Origin of the sequence: Leptospira barantonii, assembly GCF_002811925.1 — a bacterium.
Lineage (GTDB): Bacteria > Spirochaetota > Leptospiria > Leptospirales > Leptospiraceae > Leptospira > Leptospira barantonii.
In genome coordinates this window covers 226982-243237 of the sequence record NZ_NPDS01000001.1, presented here as the reverse complement: position 1 = coordinate 243237, position 16256 = coordinate 226982, and the positions used below count along the sequence as shown (strand labels likewise).

Sequence of the window (16256 nt, the reverse complement as noted above, 5' to 3'; positions counted from 1 at the left end):
AAAATCTTCCCAAATCAAAATATTATCACAGAAACGAGAACAACGCGTTTACACAACCACGCGTACACGCATACGATCCGCATTATCGCGTCATCACTTCACCAAGTTAGAATAAAGACGACTTACGTCGTGATTGACAAACACAAAGGAAAAAAGAATCTTCCAAAGATGCGAAAAGTTTCCATCATCCTAATTCTTTGCCTACCTGCCCTATATTACGTCGGAGCGATTCTTAGCTGGGATAAAAAAAAGAAACTGCCGATTACCGGAGACGAACCACACTATCTGATGATCTCCGAAAGCATCCGAAGCGACGGGGACTTTGATCTAAAAAATAATTACGAAGAAGATCACGTTACAAAAAAAATCATCGGCCCTGTAGACGTTGAAAATCATACAACGGCAAGGAATGGAAAACTCTATAGCATTCATTCCATTGGCGTTGCCATCCTCGCGCTTCCGGGATACATTCTGTCCGGCATAAAAGGAGCACGAATCGGCCTCGCAATTTTAGCGGGAATTCTCCCATTTCTTTTTTACGCAATGGGAAGAATGTTTCATCTTTCCCGAAAAGAAGCCGCCGCGCTCGGAATTTTCTATTCAATCAGCTTACCCTTTCCTATGGCGGCGGGACAAATCTTCCCGGACTTACCGACTGGAATTTTGTTCACACTTTCCGTTACAATCCTACTATTCCTCAAAACGAACCAAACATTCAAAAATCAAAATATTCTACTTTTCACATGTGGATTCGCAACCGGAATCATGGCCTGGCTTCACGCGAAAAATCTCCCCGTTGTCGCCATTCTTCTTGCCTGGGGTTTGATCCAAAAAGAATGGAACCTCCGATCCAAAACGATCTACTTAGGAACTTCTATCGGATTCATAATCGGATTATTGATTTGTAATTTTCTTTGGTTCGAATCCGTGCGCGGACCTTACGGAACGATTCAAAGTACAATCGAAATCGGTAGCGGCACACAACTCAATTCTCCGCCGATCTTTACCTTCGATCTATCACATTGGATCACGGTCTTTTCCGGTCTATTTATGGATCGCAACCAAGGACTTTTTTACCAAAATCCTTTGATCTGGATTCCGGGAAGTTTAGGATGGATATTTCTTTTTCAAGATAAGAATTTAAGGAGAATCGGAATTCTTCTTTTGCTTATATTGATTCTACAACTTGGTCTAAACGCGGGACATCCATGCTCCTACGGTTGTCTTTCCTTACCCGGAAGATTTCAATGGAGCTCGGCTCCGATCTTTTTTCTTCCTCTGATTGCGGGTTGGAAAACCCTTCGATCCCTTTCAGAGAAAGTCGCCTGGTCGATCGCGGGTCTTTGTGTCGCTTATCAAATCTGGATCGGAAAATTTTGGTTCGATCATACCGCTTCCCTTTATCATACAATGGAGGCGAATCCCTCAAAAAGACCGGGCTTTTTTCCGGAAACTATTCTCCCCTACTTACCTTCCTGGACGGATCCGGAGTTATCCTGGAGAACGCCGATCAATTTGGCTTGGGTTGGAATCTTTTTAACGCCCGTCCTAATCCTAAGTTATCTTACGATTCGGAACATTCCCAAAGGAAAGAATGGTCTGAATCCTTTAGTTGACAGAGAAACGAAATGAGAAAGCAGTATTCTAAAGCAAAGGGAACCGCAAAACCGTTATGAACTCCGTAAAACATGCACCAAAAAGAAACCTGCCAAAACTGATTTTTCCTTTTTTAGGAATAGCGATTCTGATTCTTTCCTGGAACTCGAATATCGGAGCGCAGGATGCAAACCAAACCGTAAAGGAAAAGATGGTCTGTCAAAAAATCGAACTCATCGTCAACGGACAAACATACGACGACGGACATAAGTGCGTTTCTCCGGACGCTATTTGTTATCTTGTGGAAGGACTTTCCTTAAGCTGTTTTCCGAATCCGAACCGCAACAACTCCGCTTCTTCCAATAAAGCAAAAACGAATTAGTAAGAATTTTTCGAGCTGACGGTTTTGGTTTTCTTTGCGCTACCCTTCCTCGTACAATAAAAAAGGCGCCTAACAGGCGCCCCTTTTATTCAACCTAAGAAAAACAGGTTGAATGAAGAATTAAAGACTTCCAAGAACGGATTGATATCTTTGAGCTTCTTTTTCAAGCGCTTGCGCTTGTTTCAGGTATTTTTGAGATTGAACGTTGCTTGCGAGAAATTTTCCACCGGTGGATCTTCTTGCAAGTTCGCGAAGCTCTTCTGCTCTGGTCGCTTTTTGTTGAGCAACAGCTTTCAAATAATTTCCTACCGCAGTTTTTTGTTCTTTAGTAACCGCGCTTTCAACGATCGCTTTTTCAAGCAGTTGATCTTCAACTTCTTCGGACACGGCAAATACGGAGCTTGTTGCCAAAAGGCCAAGAAGGGAAATTACAGAAATCAGTTTGTTTGTTTTCATGATTGAAACCTCAGATGAGTTTTTATTTTTGAAGACCGAATCTTCAATACCAATCTGACTAACCGCTTTGAAGAAATAAATCAAAAAATTTATTTCGGCCCGTTTTTATCGAAAAATCCGTTCAGTAATTTATAATTTTTGAATATTCTATTTTTATTAAGTATTTTGGACTAATATTGATTCCAAAGAATACAGCTTCGATTGAACCAGCTTAGTATTTGCAATTTTTATTATAGACTTGATTGCGGTGAACACAAACTCAAGAAAGATGCTTAATCGAAATACGATTGCCTTCGTTAAACGCAAACGTTTTCATTTTTCGAACAGTTCTACTTAAAAACAAACGCACAACTGGAGAATTTGTATTCATTACAATCGCCTGAGGCGCTATTTTGAGATAATTTGGAACAAATGCTAAGTCAACGGACTTTGTTTATTTTTTAGGCATTCAATTCTTCGAAAATTTGAAAAGAATTTAAGCATCTTTTCTTAAAAATTAGGAATTTCAGTTAGAACAAGATCAGGTTATCCAAAAAGGTATCAATTCCAACGTCGACGAAAGAGCCAGAATCTATCGTAAGTCCTCCGAAAAACGAAGTAGTTCCTACATTTTCCGAAGAAACACAGAGTATTTCCAAGTTCTCAGGGTCAATATGAGACATAATCACCCAACAACAACTTCAAACTCAAAATCGGAATTCCGACCAAATCCTCCGAAAACATAGGAGTTCCTACTTTTTCAGCACGCAAACCCCCAAACGAGAAAATAAAAAAATGAAAAAAAATTCTCCCCAAGCCGTTCAAAAAGGGGTAAAACCGGATCTCACCGTCGAAAAACTCCGAAGGAGTTCCTACAAATTTTCAAATTTTACGAATTGTCGTCCTTGAAATCGTCAGAAACCTGGAACGGAGAAACCATGAAATATCTTCACACCATGATACGAGTTTTGGATTTGGAAAAGGCCCTCGATTTCTTTTGTATGACCCTGGAACTTGTCGTCGTAAGAAAGAAAGAACATCCCGAAGGAAAATACACTCTCGTCTTTCTATCGACGGGAGAAACCGACGCCCCCGAAATCGAACTCACATACAACTGGGGACAAAAAGAAGCTTATACGGGCGGAAGAAACTTCGGCCATTTAGCTTTTGAAGTCGATAACATCTACGAAACCTGTTCCAGAATCGCATCCAGAGGAATCACGATCAATCGCCCTCCTCGCGACGGAAGAATGGCCTTCATCCGTTCCCCCGATATGATCTCGGTCGAATTACTTCAAAAAGGACATTCGCTTCCACCCGAAGAACCTTGGGTTTCCATGCCGAATACGGGAGAATGGTGAACGCCATTCTCTCCTAAACCGAACGAAGAATAAAAAATAATGAGCTAAAAAACGTCCCGACAATGTCTTGACTTTATATAGTGTATATGCACTATATAAATAAACCCAAGCCGCACGCAACAAGCAGAAGGAGAAACAAACGTATGAACGAAGAATTCAGATTCGAATCCAGAATCCCCGTTCGATTCAGCGATACCGACGTAAACGGACACGTAAACAATCAGAACTACAATTCTTATTGCGACGAAGCAAAGATGAAAGCCTTTGTAACCTCCGGCGTCGATCTCGAAAAGATGAAACAAGAAGGAATCGGTCCCATCGTTTACAAAGCCGAATACGAATATCTCGGGGATTTAAAATATCCCGATACGGTGATCGTAAAAACCAAAGTAGAATTCATCAAAAAGACGAGAGCGATCTTTCATCAGGAACTTTACCGCGAATCGGACGAAAAACTCGTTAGCCGCGTTCGTTCCTATGGAATGTGGATCAACTTCGAGACGAAAAAACCGGCGTTCTTACCCGCACAGGTATTGGAACAAATGGGAGAATTCATTCGCCCTTTGTCAAAAAAGGAAACCGTTTCCGTTTAGGATCGTTGTAATTTTATCCGAGAATCGGAGTCTGGTTTTTTAAACGAGGTATCGATCGTGAAACTTTCCAATCAAAGTCTGAAAGCAGTCGGGTTATCCTGCTTAAACGTAAGTTTAAGAAGAACCACACGAAAGATCACATCGTATTACGATTTTATTCTAAAGCCGGCAGGATTGAGAATCACACAATTTACGATCTTGGTCAGCATCGCTCACGAGGAAGAATGTAGTATCACCGATCTTTCCAAAATCACGGACATAGATAGAACCACCCTTCAGAGAAGTTTGGAAATTCTAAAACGCGACGGGCTCATTAAAATCGAAAAGAAAGAATCCGGAAACATACGATCCGTTTTTCTCACGAAAAAGGGAGAATCGAAACTGGAAGAAGCGATCGAACTCTGGAAACAAGCGCAATCTTCGATCACGGAATCGCTCGGAAAAACGAAATTCAAAGAAACACTTTCGATTCTTTCCGAAGTGAGAAAACTTCCGATCCTACAATCCGATTTCGAGGAATCCTTATAATTTAAAAAATTCTAAAATGAAACACGTCTAAGATTTAGATTTATATAGTGTATATGCACTAATAAAACAGGAGAAACGTTATGGTTTATATAGTCGACGGGGCCAGAACCCCTTTCGGAAAATTCGGAGGAGGATTGAAAGATTTCAGTTCGTCCGAGCTGGGAGTGATCACCGCAAAAGAAACGATTCGTAAAACCGGAGTCGATCCAAACGAAATCGAAGAAGCAATTTACGGAAACGTAATCCAAGACGATAAAGATTCCGCTTATCTCGCAAGACATATCGCTCTTAGATCGGGGCTTTCTCAAAGCTCAAGCGCGCTTACAGTCAACCGACTTTGCGGCTCGGGCCTTGAAAGTGTTTTGATCGGAGCGAGAAAAATTCTTTCCAAAGAAAACGAACTGATTCTTGCGGGAGGAACCGAATCGATGAGCAACGCGCCTTTCGTTTTAAAAAACGCAAGATGGGGAAACAAATACGGAGATACGATCGCGGAAGACAGACTCGCTCAAAGTCTTACCGATTGTTTCGTCGATCTTACGATGGGTTTAACGGCGGAGAATATTGCGAAAGAATATAAGATTTCCAGAATGGACCAAGACGAATGGGCCGGAATTTCCCAGGTCAGAGCCGAAAGGGCTTCGAACAACGGAATCTTTTCCGATGAAATGATTCCCGTTCAGACCAAGGGAAAAAAATCGTTTCTACTAAACAAGGACGAACAAATCCGAGGAGAAGAATGTGTTTCGCAGTTAAAAAATCTTCCCACCGCGTTCCTAAAAGAAGGAACTGTAACCGCGGGTAACGCCTCGGGAATCAACGACGGCGCGGTTTCGATTCTATTGGCATCGGAGACTGCAATTGAAAATCGCGGCTTAAAACCTTTGGCAAAAATTCTCGGTTACGCAAACGTAGGCTGTGATCCAAAGATGATGGGCTTGGGTCCGGTGTTCGCGATTCCAAAAGCTCTAAAGAATGCAGGCGTGGCGATCGAAGACGTGGATCTTTTTGAGATCAACGAAGCGTATTCTTCCCAGGTTTTGGCGGTTATGAGAGAATTAAAATTGAATCCGGATAAAACGAACGTAAACGGCGGCGCGATCGCGATCGGACATCCGCTCGGTGCGAGCGGCGCAAGAGTTACGCTCGCCTTAGCTTACGAACTCAAACGAAGAAACCTAAGAATCGGCGTCGCTTCTCTTTGTATCGGCGGAGGTCAAGGAATCGCAATCGTATTAGAAAATTATAATTTTTAGAATCTAAGAAAGGGAAACGCGGTAGTTCGAAAGGATCTGTTCCACGTTCTTCCGGAAAGAAAGAGCCAACGATTCCGGAAGAATTTTTCGAATCGAATCCCGCGCTTCGAACAACAACGGAAAAAGTCCTTCCTGATTCGTGATCTTAAACCGAAACGAATCCCGAGAAAATTCTTCATAAGGAATTTCTGATATGGAATTTCGAACTTTGTAAGAAAACTCGGGATCGCAGATCAGCTCGACTTCGATCGGATCGTGAACTTGAAAAAGGATCGGATGTAAAACCCAATCCTGAGAATTCTCCCTTTTTTGTCCCTGCGGTTGATAAAGGGAATTTTCCGCGATCGTTTCAACTCTCGACATTTTAGGAATGATGAATCTTCTTCTTTCTTTTTTCTTTCGATCGTATGCGAGAAGATAATAATCCTCCGAATTCTTTCGGATCAATCGGATCGGATCCACTTCGACTCGATACGTTTCTTCAGGAAAAGTTTTGAAATACAAAAACTGAACCGGCGATTTCGTTTTTAAGGATTCCAATAATTTTTTCAGAAGTTCTTCGGATTCGCTCGTCGCGGTTTGGCTCAACGTTTTTTGGGTTTTTAAATCCATCTCCAATTCGGGATAAACGTCCAACTTTCCTTCGAACAACTTTTGCGATAAGGAATACAATTCCAAAGACGGCGATTCTTGATAGGATTTCAGAATCGTTTCGGCGAGCGCCTGCAATTCTTCCTTTTCGAGTTTTAATTCTCGGTTGGATACGTTACGATCGAGAACATAACCTTCTTGCGTGGAACGAACCAAAAACCCGAGTTCGCCCAATTCTTCCACGTCTCTGGAAAGTTTTTTCCGATCGGAATCGGGATTCTCCAGATTTTGATAATGATCCGGCAATAAGGATCGGATTTTCGTAAAACTCAAGGGAGAATGGTGACTCAATAAATTGAATAATAATGCGGAAAGCCTGGATTCCGTTTTCCCGGCTTCCTTAACGGGGATCGGAAAATCTTCTTCGTCTTCGTTCCAGTTTTCTGTTTCGGGCATAGCAGAAACTTTCCGAGAATCGAATTTCCGATCAACTCGAAAACCACTTGAATCCTTTGACTTTTCCGGCAAAATCTCCCCATTCGTAGATTTTACTTTAAGGAATAAAAATGAATACGATTATGAATTTCATAATACCTCACACCGTCGGCCTCATTCTCATCGGGATCGGCTGGTATATCAGCATTTTAAACGTGGGTCTGACTCGTTTTACGGAGAATGTTCTGATTACGAAATGGACCTTTGGCGGTTTAATTTTGATCGTGATCGGCGCTTATCTTCCGGAGATTTGGATCGGCGTGAGAAATCTTTTTAAGAAAAATTGAGCTTTAAAAACCGGAAGAGATTCCGGTTTGTTTTTTCGGACGAAGTAATACATTCTGATTTTTGAATGTTCTTTTTTTTCGATTTGGATTTCGATCGAGCATGAATCGAATCCGTTTTGTCGTTGTATATTCCGTTCGTCGGCGCTTTTCTTTCAGTAACTCGTTGCATTTTACGACCCTTGCACCGCTCGCTTCATACTTTCCTCGAGTTTTGTGGTAGTTCCTACAATCCTTTCCATATCAAAGAATCCCGCGTAAAAAGATGGAGTTCCTACATTCCCCCGAATTTACAAGAAAACTTGCCGGTTCCGGCCCTTCCCCGAAGGAGTTCCCACAAAATTCCCCGTTCAAACCGGATTTTTCTTGTACTTTTTCGAACCCTCTAGCAATCTGCGTCTAGCATAGCCGGAAAACGTCTTTACGGGATCGAATTCTAGTGCATAATGCGACATAATAAAATTATAAGAACCTGAGTTGGATTGGACATGAGCAACACCGAAACCGAAATTCTGGAAAAGAATCCTAAGAAAAAAACGGACATTGAATTTCACAAACCCACTCTTTCCAGAGAGGATTTAAAAACGGTTCTCGAATGCCTCGTAGAAGATCACCTCACAACCGGAAATGTAACGACACGTTTTGAAAAAGCGTTCTCTTCCACATTCCGATACAAACAAGTCATTTCCAGCAATCATCTCACATCCGCCTATCACCTTGCTTTGCTCGCACTCGACATTCAAGCGGGAGACAAGGTAGCGCTTTCCACGTTCGCACCCGTTTCCGCACTCGACGCGATCTTTCTTTTAAAAGCGATTCCGGTCGTAGTCGATTTGGATAAAAATTCTTTCCATATCAGCCCGGAAGGACTTACGAAAGCGCTGGAAGATTCTTCCGTAAAAGCGATTATCCTGGATCATTCTTTCGGATCGATCGCCGACGCAAAACGATACGACTTCAAAGGAATTCCGGTCATCGAAGATATTTCCGAGGTTTTAGGAGCGCAGAGTGAAACTTTCACTCCGGGGAAACAAGGGAACATCGCGGTTTGCGGACTTTCCGTAGATCAAATGATCACGACCGGAAACGGAGCGATGATCATCACAGATCAAGAACCTCTCGCAAAAAAAATCCGCGCGATGAAGGCCGGAAAAGAACCGTATCAAAGAAAAGAAGGACAGCCGAAGTTAGATTACAATCTCATTGATTACCAAGCGGCGCTTGGAATCGAACAGCTTTCCAAAATCGGAATCATCTTAGAAAGAAAAAGAAAAATCGCCCAAGTTTATCTCCAATCCATCTCGGGAACTTCCGTGAACACTTGGTACGGAGATCCGAACTTGGATACTTTCAATCGTTTTATAATTCTAGCACCCGGAAGTTACGAACAAGTCGAAAGATATTTCCGTTCCCTTCAAATCGGAACTCAAAAAGTCGCGGAAGAACCGATTCATCAGATCCTAGAACTTCCCAACACCGACTTTCCGAACGGAGAAAGACTTTTTCAAAGAGGACATTGTATTCCTATCTACCCGAACCTGACCAAGGACAATATCCAAAGAATTTCCCAAGCGATCCGAAGAATTTATTGATGTGACGTAGTTCCGACCAATAAAAAATTTCCGGTCGCGAAGAACGTTCTCAATCACGGAAAGAATTTAATTCTTTCCTACAATTTCAATTAGATTGATCTTCAAACTATCTAAAGGTTCAATCAATTCTAATGGAGAATTCCAAAATTTCTTCACGGAATTTTGATATTGATTTCTTTTTTAAGAAGCTCGGCGCTCACTGGTAGTTACCACTGAGGTAATCCATGAATATCGCCCAGCTTTCGATCAAACGACCTATTTTTATTTGCAGTATCGTTCTCCTGATGCTTCTCACCGGTTGGGTAGCTTTGGGAAGAATGGGAGTGGATCTCTTTCCCGACGTAAACATTCCAGTCGTTTCCGTTACTACGATTTATCCCGGAGCGGGTCCGGAAGAAATCGAGGAACTCGTTTCCAAACCTCTCGAAGAAGAACTTTCTTCCATCTCCGGTCTGAAGAAAATTTCTTCCAGAAACCAAGAGGGGGTCTCTGTCGTTTTCGGTGAATTCACACTCGATACCGACATTAAATACGCGGAACAACAATTCAGAGACAAGGTCGGTCTTGTAAAACCGAAACTTCCTACAGGAATCAAGGAACCGAAAGTGGTTCGTTTCGATCCTGCGGATCAACCGATCGTTCGTCTCGCTCTCTTCGCCGAATTGGATCAGGCAAAACTCTACGACCTTGCTAAAGAAACCGTTAAGTCAAGATTGGAACAGGTTCAAGGTGTCGGTTCGGTTAAGATTGTCGGTGGAACAAGAAGAGAAATCCAAATCGAATTGGATCGAGATAAACTGACTTCTTATCAAATGCCTTCGGTCGTAATCGCGAACCGATTGAAAACCGCAGGCTTAAACGTTCCCGTTGGAAAGTTCGAAGCGGGCACAAAAGAAACTTCTTATAGAACCCTGGGTAGATACGAAACCCTTTCTCAGATCGAAAACACGATCGTTTCCTTTAGTGGTGAAGTAGGCAACGCGGTTCTTATCAAACAATTGGGAACGGTAAGAGACGGAACCGAAGACGAAGAAACCATCGGTTATCTCTGGGCTTCCAAAGACGAAGGTATAGAAGAAAAAGTTTCCGTCTTCAAAAAGATCGGAAATCTTTTCAGTGGTAAAAAAAATAACTCTGCGGAAGTTCTCAAAGAAACCAAACCCGCACTTTTTATCGACGTTTATAAACAATCGGGCGCGAACACGGTTGCGGTTGCCGACGAGGTTCTGAAAAGAATTGGTAAACTCAACGACGGAATCCAAGGTCTCGAAGGGAAACCTAAGATTCGTCTGATCCGTGACGGATCAAAATGGATTCGATACAACGTGGAAGACGTGACCGAAGCGATCGTAATCGGGATGCTTCTTGCGGTTGTTACGGTTTACTTCTTCTTAGGAAACTTCCGTTCCACGGTGATCACCGGACTCGCGCTTCCGAACTCGATGCTCGGCGCGTTCGTTCTTATGTGGGCGATGGGTTTTACCATCAACGTTATGACTCTCTTGGCTCTTTCCTTGGCGGTGGGATTGCTCGTCGACGACGCGATCGTGGTTCGAGAGAACATCTTCCGAAAACTCGAGGAAGGAAAGGGAGTGATGGAAGCCGCCGAAACGGGAACGAACGAAGTAACGTTAGCCGTAATCGGAACCTCCTTAACGGTGATCGCGGTATTCTTACCCGTCGGATTTCTTTCGGGGATCGTAGGTCAGTTCTTCAAACAGTTCGGATTGACGGTCGTATTCGCGATGCTCATTTCCCTATTCGACGGTCTTGCGGTCGCTCCTATGCTTTCCGCGTATTTTGCGGGAAAGATCGATCACAACAAAAAACCGAATAAGGCCATCCAACTTTTCGATCAGTTCCAAACCTGGTTGGAGAAACAGTATGGAAGAATCATGAAGGTCGCGCTCAAAAGACCGGGAATGGTTCTTTTGGCTTCTCTTGGAATTTTCATTCTCTCCATTCTCTCTTTGAAACTCGTTAAGAGCACATTCTTACCCGCGAACGATCAGGGAGAATTCTTAGTAACCCTGGATTTACCGCCGGGAACGAGCTTACAAGGAACCAAACAAGTAGCCGATCAGGTTCTCGATGTTTTGAAAAAAATTCCCGAGATGGACATGATCGCGATTACGATCGGTAAACCGGACGGAGGAGAACCGAACGCGGGGACTCTCGCGGTTGCATTAGTAAATTCTAAAAAACGAAAGCGTACAACAACGCAGGTCAAGGATGAGATCCGGGAACTTCTAAAACCGTTCGCGTTTGCAAGACCGGCCGTATCCGATTATAGCGCGGTCGGGGGCGGAATTCAGTATCCGTTCCAGCTCGTGATCAAAGGTGAGAATCTCGCGGAGATGGATGTGTATTCCAAAAAGGTCGTAGCAAGATTGAAAAATCTTTCCGATCTTGCGGACATCGATACCGACTACAGAGCGGGCAAACCGGAATATCAAATTCATTTGGATAACATGAAGATGCAACTCGTGGGAGTTCTTCCCGGCGTTGCGGGTTCGGAACTTCGTTACCAAATCGCGGGGGACGAGGTTAGCAAGTTTTACGATAAGGGAATCGAATACGAAGTGAAGATGAGACTTCGTCCGGATCAAAGAAACTTAAGAATGGCCTACGGACAAACCAAGGTTCCGAACATCGCCAACAAACTCATTCCGTTGTCCGCGATCAGCGTGGGTAAGGAAACCGCGGGGCCTTCTCGGATCAACCGGATCGACCGCGCGAGAACGATCGTAATCAACGCGAACTTAGCTCCGGGTGGAGCGGTTCAAGACGCGACTCGAATCACGGATGAAATTCTGAAAAAGGAACTCCCTCCACCGCCGGGAATCCGTTACAACTTCCAAGGACAATCCGAGGACTTCAAAGAACTTCTCGCGAACATCGTTCTTGCGTTCGGGTTGGCGTTGGTGTTTATTTATCTCGTACTCGCTTCGTTGTATGAATCCTTCATCACACCGATTACGATTCTATTCGCGATTCCTCCTGCGATTTCGGGAGCGTTCTTCGCGCTTGCTCTTACCAACGAGATGCTTAACTTATTCTCGATGATCGGTTTGATTCTTCTCATGGGTCTTGTCGCTAAGAACTCGATTCTTCTCGTGGACTATGCGATGCAGGCGATCCGCGAAAAGGGACTTTCTCGAAACGATGCGATCTTCGAAGCCGGACTCGTTCGACTTAGACCGATTTTGATGACTTCTCTTGCGATGATTATGGGAACGGTTCCGATCGCTCTCGGTCTTGGAGAAGCGGCGAAATCAAGAACCGCGATGGGGATTGCGATCATCGGAGGATTGATTCTTTCCACGGTAGTAACGCTTGTCGTTGTTCCGTCCATCTTCGGATTTATCGATCGTTTCAGAGAATGGATCGAAACGAAATTCCGTCCCGAATACGACATGAACGCTTCTTTGATTACACCGAGCCATTCTTCCAACGGACAATCCAGTTACGAAAAAGAATGGGCTTACGCTCAGGAGAAAGCGGAAGTCGAACTTCCTAAAAAATCAGGTTCTAAAAAAACCAAAAAAGAACATTAGAATCACAAATATTAGAATTTAATAATGGAGAATTCGTTTAAAAACGGATTCTCCATTGAACCTCCCACCGATTCAAACCGTTTCCGGGCAATCCGGACTGAGGCAACATAGGAACCGATCGATCGGGTGATTCCGGTTGAGAAGGGTTTGCGGGACCTTGCTGAGAATCCGGCGTAACGTTGAGTTCTATAGATTCCTTTTTTTCGTCGGGCGCCTTTGAAAAAAAATCCCAAGGTCTTCCGAACAACCAAGCGTCGATTAGGTTGAACGCATAAATCGCGGCAAACAAGAAAAACGCGGAAGAAGCTTTGATACCCGCTTGGTATCTTTGATTTCGAATTTCGTTCGCGTGAAAAAAAGCGCCCGCGATGATTCCGGAATCCCCGGTTGCGCCAGCAACGATGGAAAGGCGGTTCGCATCCTCTAAATTCTTCCCTTCTTTTTGATATTGTTGATCGGATCGAAACCAAAGTAAAAAAGAAAGACCGGCGGCGATCGAAAAGAAATAACCCCTTTCCTTATCCTCTCTGTAAAATTGTCCCCAACCCGGAAGCAACGCGCTTCTCCATAGCGCACCTTTTGCAAGATCGTGACTTTTCATCGTTTCCTCTTTTTTTTTCGATTCCAAAGCTTCCTTTTCGGAAAGAGATCTTCTCAAAGAATCGATTTCGGCGTTCATCCGTTCCTTTTCCTTCAACTGAGTACGAACGTAAATTTCCTCGTCTTCATTGAACGAAACCCTGGAGATTTTTTTCTTTTCTATATCCCAGGTTTCTCGCTCGTTCGAAACGGTGATCTTTTCCAAATCCTGATTGAGAACCTTGATGAAAATAACCCGTCCGTCCTTTAGATAAACTATGTCCGCAAGAACGGATTGATTCCAAAAAAGGAATATGATAGAAATGGAAATAATTTTTTTCAGCATGGGCTTGATCCGATCACAAAAAGAGATTCTTCTAAACCGAATTTTCAAGAAATTTCCTGATTTTCGAATCCGATCCCGGACAAAATCTCGATGTCGTTTAATACCCAATTCTCCGGTAAAGAATAGACAAAAAGATATATTTTGGAATCAAGTGTGACAAAGTCCTGGTCGGATATGTTTTTTCCTAATAGGCGCATTTCTTCGTCGGAATCGAATTCTTGAAGATCGAACCGTTCCTCTTCGTCCAATAGGCAAAGGCCTTATTAAAGGGATTAGAATTGAATCCGAAAATTCCAACCATCACCGGGAACGTATTCTCCCCGGAATCATCCGGAATACTAGACCATCTTCCCATATTGATCTGCAAATTCGTACCGGACACGACTCTTACTTACATCAATCAAACCTGTTGTGATACGTTCGGTAAAACCAAACAGGAACTCTACGCGGTGCAGTGGATTCATTTTCTTCCCGAAACACTTAAGACTTCCGTAATAGACATTCTAAAGAACGTAAAAAATACTTTGGTCCCCGAGGCCCATTCCTATCAAATGCGGAATCGATCGGGCGAACCGATGATCGTAGAATGGAAAATCTATCCGGTTTTGGATAAAGAAAATCAGTTCCAAGGATTTCTCGGAGTCGGAACGGATAAAACCAAAGAAGCCCAAGCGGCCGCCGAGATTAAACAAAAGGACGAACTTCTTCGCAAAGTATTGACCACAGTGGACGACGTGATCTGGAGCGTGGACGCGAAAGCTTCTAAACTTTTATACGTAAGCGAAGGCGCGAAAAAAATCTACGGAGTGGAAGCCGAGGAATTTTATAAAAACGATCATCTCTGGATCGAATTGATTCATCCGGAAGACAGACATTTCGCGGATCGTAAAGTGGAGGATCTATTCCAGCTGGGAAAACCCTTTATAGAAACGGAATATAGAATCGTACGACCCGACGGAGAAATACGGTATATTAGCGATCGCTCATGGACTGTGGTGGACGAGAACGGAAAGCCGGATCGGATCGAAGGAATCGCAAGAGATATCAGCGTTGAAACTCGTTTTAAAAACGAACTGGAAAAAGTAAAATCCACGATCCATTCCATCATCAACAACACGAACGATATGATCTGGTCCGTGGATAAGAATCTAAAACTCACCTACTTCAACGAGTCCATGCGTAAAAGTTACGAACAATACGCAGGAAAAATTCTCAGGAACGGAATGAGTTTGGAAGAAATGATTTCGGATTCCGATATTAGAAAACAATTCGAGAGCGTTTATACAAAGGCGCTTCAAAACGAACATTTTACGCACTACTACAACCTTTACGGAAAAACGTACGAATTTTCTTTGAATCCGATTGTGGATAATAAGGAGATAACCGGCGTAGCAATCTTTTCCAGAGACATCAGCGAACGAGTCGCATTGTCCGAAAAGTTGGAAAAATCGGAGGAAAATCTGAGAGCATTGATAGAGAACACGCAGGATTCGATCTGGTCCGTGGATAAGAGTTATAGAATCCTGACCATGAATCACCTATTTCACCAAGCGATCGTCAATATCTATAAAATAGATTTGAAGATCGGAAACAATATTTTGGAAGAATTCGATTCCGATTTATCGGCCACATGGAAGGACATTTACGATTCTACGTTCGAAGGAAACTCGATTCGAAAAGAATGGGAGATCCCGAACCAGGAAGGTAGTTCAAATTATTATGAAATTCTAACGTCTCCGATCTATAGTTTGGCGGAAAACATACAGATACCGTTTCCGAAAGACCGCGCCTTTTTCCTATCGGAGAATTTATACGATCAGAAATCAAAAAACGAACAATCGATTTCAGGTGCGACGATCTACATTCGGGATATAACCGAAAGAAAACTCTACGAACAAAAATCGACTGGCGTCATCAAAAGTAAGGACCGTCTTTTGGCCGCGGTCGCGCACGATCTTAAGAATCCGATCAGCGGTATTTTGAGCCTGACCGAATTGTTAAAGGAACAAGCGAGCGATCAAAACAATTTGGAACTTCTCAACATGATGTCCCAAGCCGCCAACAAGTCTCTGAACATCATTCAGGATCTTCTGCAAATCGCGGAGATGGAAAACGAAAGTTATAAACTCAAAATCGAAAGGACGAATTTGAACCATCTCATCCAATCGCTAGTAAAACAAAATCTTCCCGAAGCGGAAAGTAAGAAGATTAAACTTTATGCAAGAATGGGAACCGATCCGATTCCCGTTCAAGTCGAACTTCTGAAGTTTCAAAGAGTTTTGGAAAATCTAATTTCCAATTCCTTAAAGTTTACAAAGGAAGGCGGGGAGATTTCGATCCATTCTTATTCTCAAAATAAAAAAGCGATGATCATCGTCGAAGACACCGGAATCGGAATTCCGTTCGGTCTTCAATCCGCGATCTTCGATCAATTTACGAGAGCAAAACGTCAGGGTTTAAAAGGGGAACAAACCACGGGGCTCGGAATGTCGATCGTAAAAGTCATCGTAGAACTTCACAAGGGTAAGATCAGTTTGGAAAGCGAAGAAGGAATCGGAACCAAATTCATCATTGAAATTCCACTGGACCTCTGAATCATTAGTTCCAAATTCAAACCAATAAATTCTTCCGTCGGAGGAAATAAGTTTGATCCAAAACTAT

At 43.1% G+C, this 16256-nt stretch carries 13 protein-coding genes and 1 pseudogene; 11 read left to right on the top strand and 3 right to left on the bottom strand.

All coding sequences use genetic code 11. The features are described 5' to 3' along the window. The first annotated feature begins 168 nt into the window (after positions 1 to 168). The gene (locus CH367_RS01105; RefSeq protein ID WP_100761299.1) at positions 169 to 1632 is read left to right on the top strand and encodes a hypothetical protein; all 1464 of its coding nucleotides are present in this window, start codon (positions 169 to 171) and stop codon (positions 1630 to 1632) included. 40 nt (positions 1633 to 1672) lie between these two features. Continuing rightward, positions 1673 to 1978, top strand: coding sequence for a hypothetical protein (locus tag CH367_RS01100; protein WP_100760676.1), 306 nt, complete (start codon positions 1673 to 1675; stop codon positions 1976 to 1978). Positions 1979 to 2098: 120 nt separating this feature from the next. Here CH367_RS01100 and CH367_RS01095 read toward each other — a convergent pair whose 3' ends face one another. Beyond that, positions 2099 to 2434, bottom strand: a complete 336-nt coding sequence (locus CH367_RS01095; protein ID WP_020986424.1) for an LIC10421/LIC12816 family protein — start codon at positions 2432 to 2434, stop codon at positions 2099 to 2101. Positions 2435 to 3351: 917 nt separating this feature from the next. On the opposite strand from CH367_RS01095, the gene CH367_RS01090 reads away from it, so the two are divergent. From CH367_RS01090 to CH367_RS01075, 4 genes are all read left to right on the top strand, one after another. Beyond that, on the top strand, positions 3352 to 3774 hold the full coding sequence (locus CH367_RS01090; RefSeq protein ID WP_100761298.1) for a VOC family protein: 423 nt from the start codon (positions 3352 to 3354) through the stop codon (positions 3772 to 3774). A gap of 143 nt (positions 3775 to 3917) precedes the next feature. Further along, positions 3918 to 4367 (top strand): acyl-CoA thioesterase, encoded by a 450-nt coding sequence (locus CH367_RS01085; protein ID WP_100760675.1) that lies wholly within the window; start codon positions 3918 to 3920, stop codon positions 4365 to 4367. Between the two features lie 57 nt (positions 4368 to 4424). Continuing rightward, positions 4425 to 4895: a MarR family winged helix-turn-helix transcriptional regulator gene (locus CH367_RS01080; RefSeq protein WP_100760674.1), complete on the top strand. Its 471-nt coding sequence runs from the start codon at positions 4425 to 4427 to the stop codon at positions 4893 to 4895. Between the two features lie 80 nt (positions 4896 to 4975). Continuing rightward, positions 4976 to 6151, top strand: a complete 1176-nt coding sequence (locus tag CH367_RS01075) for a thiolase family protein (RefSeq protein ID WP_100760673.1) — start codon at positions 4976 to 4978, stop codon at positions 6149 to 6151. A gap of 3 nt (positions 6152 to 6154) precedes the next feature. On the opposite strand, the gene CH367_RS01070 is transcribed toward CH367_RS01075, so the two are convergent. After that, positions 6155 to 7198, bottom strand: coding sequence for a helix-turn-helix transcriptional regulator (locus CH367_RS01070; RefSeq protein ID WP_100760672.1), 1044 nt, complete (start codon positions 7196 to 7198; stop codon positions 6155 to 6157). A 110-nt stretch (positions 7199 to 7308) separates the two neighbouring features. Here CH367_RS01070 and CH367_RS01065 point away from each other — a divergent pair, with 110 nt between their 5' ends. The 3 genes from CH367_RS01065 to CH367_RS01050 all read left to right on the top strand — a co-directional run bounded on the left by CH367_RS01065 (position 7309) and on the right by CH367_RS01050 (position 12670). Then, the gene (locus CH367_RS01065) at positions 7309 to 7524 is read left to right on the top strand and encodes a hypothetical protein (protein ID WP_100760671.1); all 216 of its coding nucleotides are present in this window, start codon (positions 7309 to 7311) and stop codon (positions 7522 to 7524) included. A 485-nt stretch (positions 7525 to 8009) separates the two neighbouring features. After that, positions 8010 to 9113: a DegT/DnrJ/EryC1/StrS family aminotransferase gene (locus tag CH367_RS01055; RefSeq protein WP_165783189.1), complete on the top strand. Its 1104-nt coding sequence runs from the start codon at positions 8010 to 8012 to the stop codon at positions 9111 to 9113. Positions 9114 to 9337: 224 nt separating this feature from the next. Beyond that, positions 9338 to 12670, top strand: a complete 3333-nt coding sequence (locus CH367_RS01050) for an efflux RND transporter permease subunit (protein WP_100760668.1) — start codon at positions 9338 to 9340, stop codon at positions 12668 to 12670. 37 nt (positions 12671 to 12707) lie between these two features. Here the strand turns inward: CH367_RS01050 and CH367_RS01045 are convergent, their stop codons facing one another. Beyond that, entirely contained in the window at positions 12708 to 13595 is an 888-nt protein-coding gene (locus tag CH367_RS01045) for an LA_0442/LA_0875 N-terminal domain-containing protein (RefSeq protein ID WP_100760667.1), read from the bottom strand. Positions 13596 to 13873: 278 nt separating this feature from the next. Between CH367_RS01045 and CH367_RS20950 the strand changes: the two are divergent. Further along, positions 13874 to 15025: pseudogene (locus tag CH367_RS20950) on the top strand (PAS domain S-box protein); the annotation flags it as partial. 42 nt (positions 15026 to 15067) lie between these two features. Further along, positions 15068 to 16189 carry a PAS domain-containing sensor histidine kinase gene (locus CH367_RS20945; protein ID WP_244284470.1) on the top strand — a complete coding sequence of 374 codons (1122 nt, stop codon included), beginning with the start codon at positions 15068 to 15070 and terminating at the stop codon, positions 16187 to 16189. Positions 16190 to 16256: the final 67 nt, after the last annotated feature.

What these genes read in the sequence shown, in the direction of transcription:
- CH367_RS01090 (WP_100761298.1), top strand. Translation starts at nt 3,352, where the DNA reads ATGAAATATCTTCACACCATGATACGAGTTTTGGATTTGGAAAAGGCC.
- CH367_RS01075 (WP_100760673.1), top strand. Translation starts at nt 4,976, where the DNA reads ATGGTTTATATAGTCGACGGGGCCAGAACCCCTTTCGGAAAATTCGGA.
- CH367_RS01050 (WP_100760668.1), top strand. Translation starts at nt 9,338, where the DNA reads ATGAATATCGCCCAGCTTTCGATCAAACGACCTATTTTTATTTGCAGT.
- CH367_RS01105 (WP_100761299.1), top strand. Translation starts at nt 169, where the DNA reads ATGCGAAAAGTTTCCATCATCCTAATTCTTTGCCTACCTGCCCTATAT.
- CH367_RS01100 (WP_100760676.1), top strand. Translation starts at nt 1,673, where the DNA reads ATGAACTCCGTAAAACATGCACCAAAAAGAAACCTGCCAAAACTGATT.
- CH367_RS01065 (WP_100760671.1), top strand. Translation starts at nt 7,309, where the DNA reads ATGAATACGATTATGAATTTCATAATACCTCACACCGTCGGCCTCATT.
- CH367_RS01055 (WP_165783189.1), top strand. Translation starts at nt 8,010, where the DNA reads ATGAGCAACACCGAAACCGAAATTCTGGAAAAGAATCCTAAGAAAAAA.
- CH367_RS01085 (WP_100760675.1), top strand. Translation starts at nt 3,918, where the DNA reads ATGAACGAAGAATTCAGATTCGAATCCAGAATCCCCGTTCGATTCAGC.
- CH367_RS01045 (WP_100760667.1), bottom strand. Translation starts at nt 13,595, where the DNA reads ATGCTGAAAAAAATTATTTCCATTTCTATCATATTCCTTTTTTGGAAT.
- CH367_RS01095 (WP_020986424.1), bottom strand. Translation starts at nt 2,434, where the DNA reads ATGAAAACAAACAAACTGATTTCTGTAATTTCCCTTCTTGGCCTTTTG.
- CH367_RS01070 (WP_100760672.1), bottom strand. Translation starts at nt 7,198, where the DNA reads ATGCCCGAAACAGAAAACTGGAACGAAGACGAAGAAGATTTTCCGATC.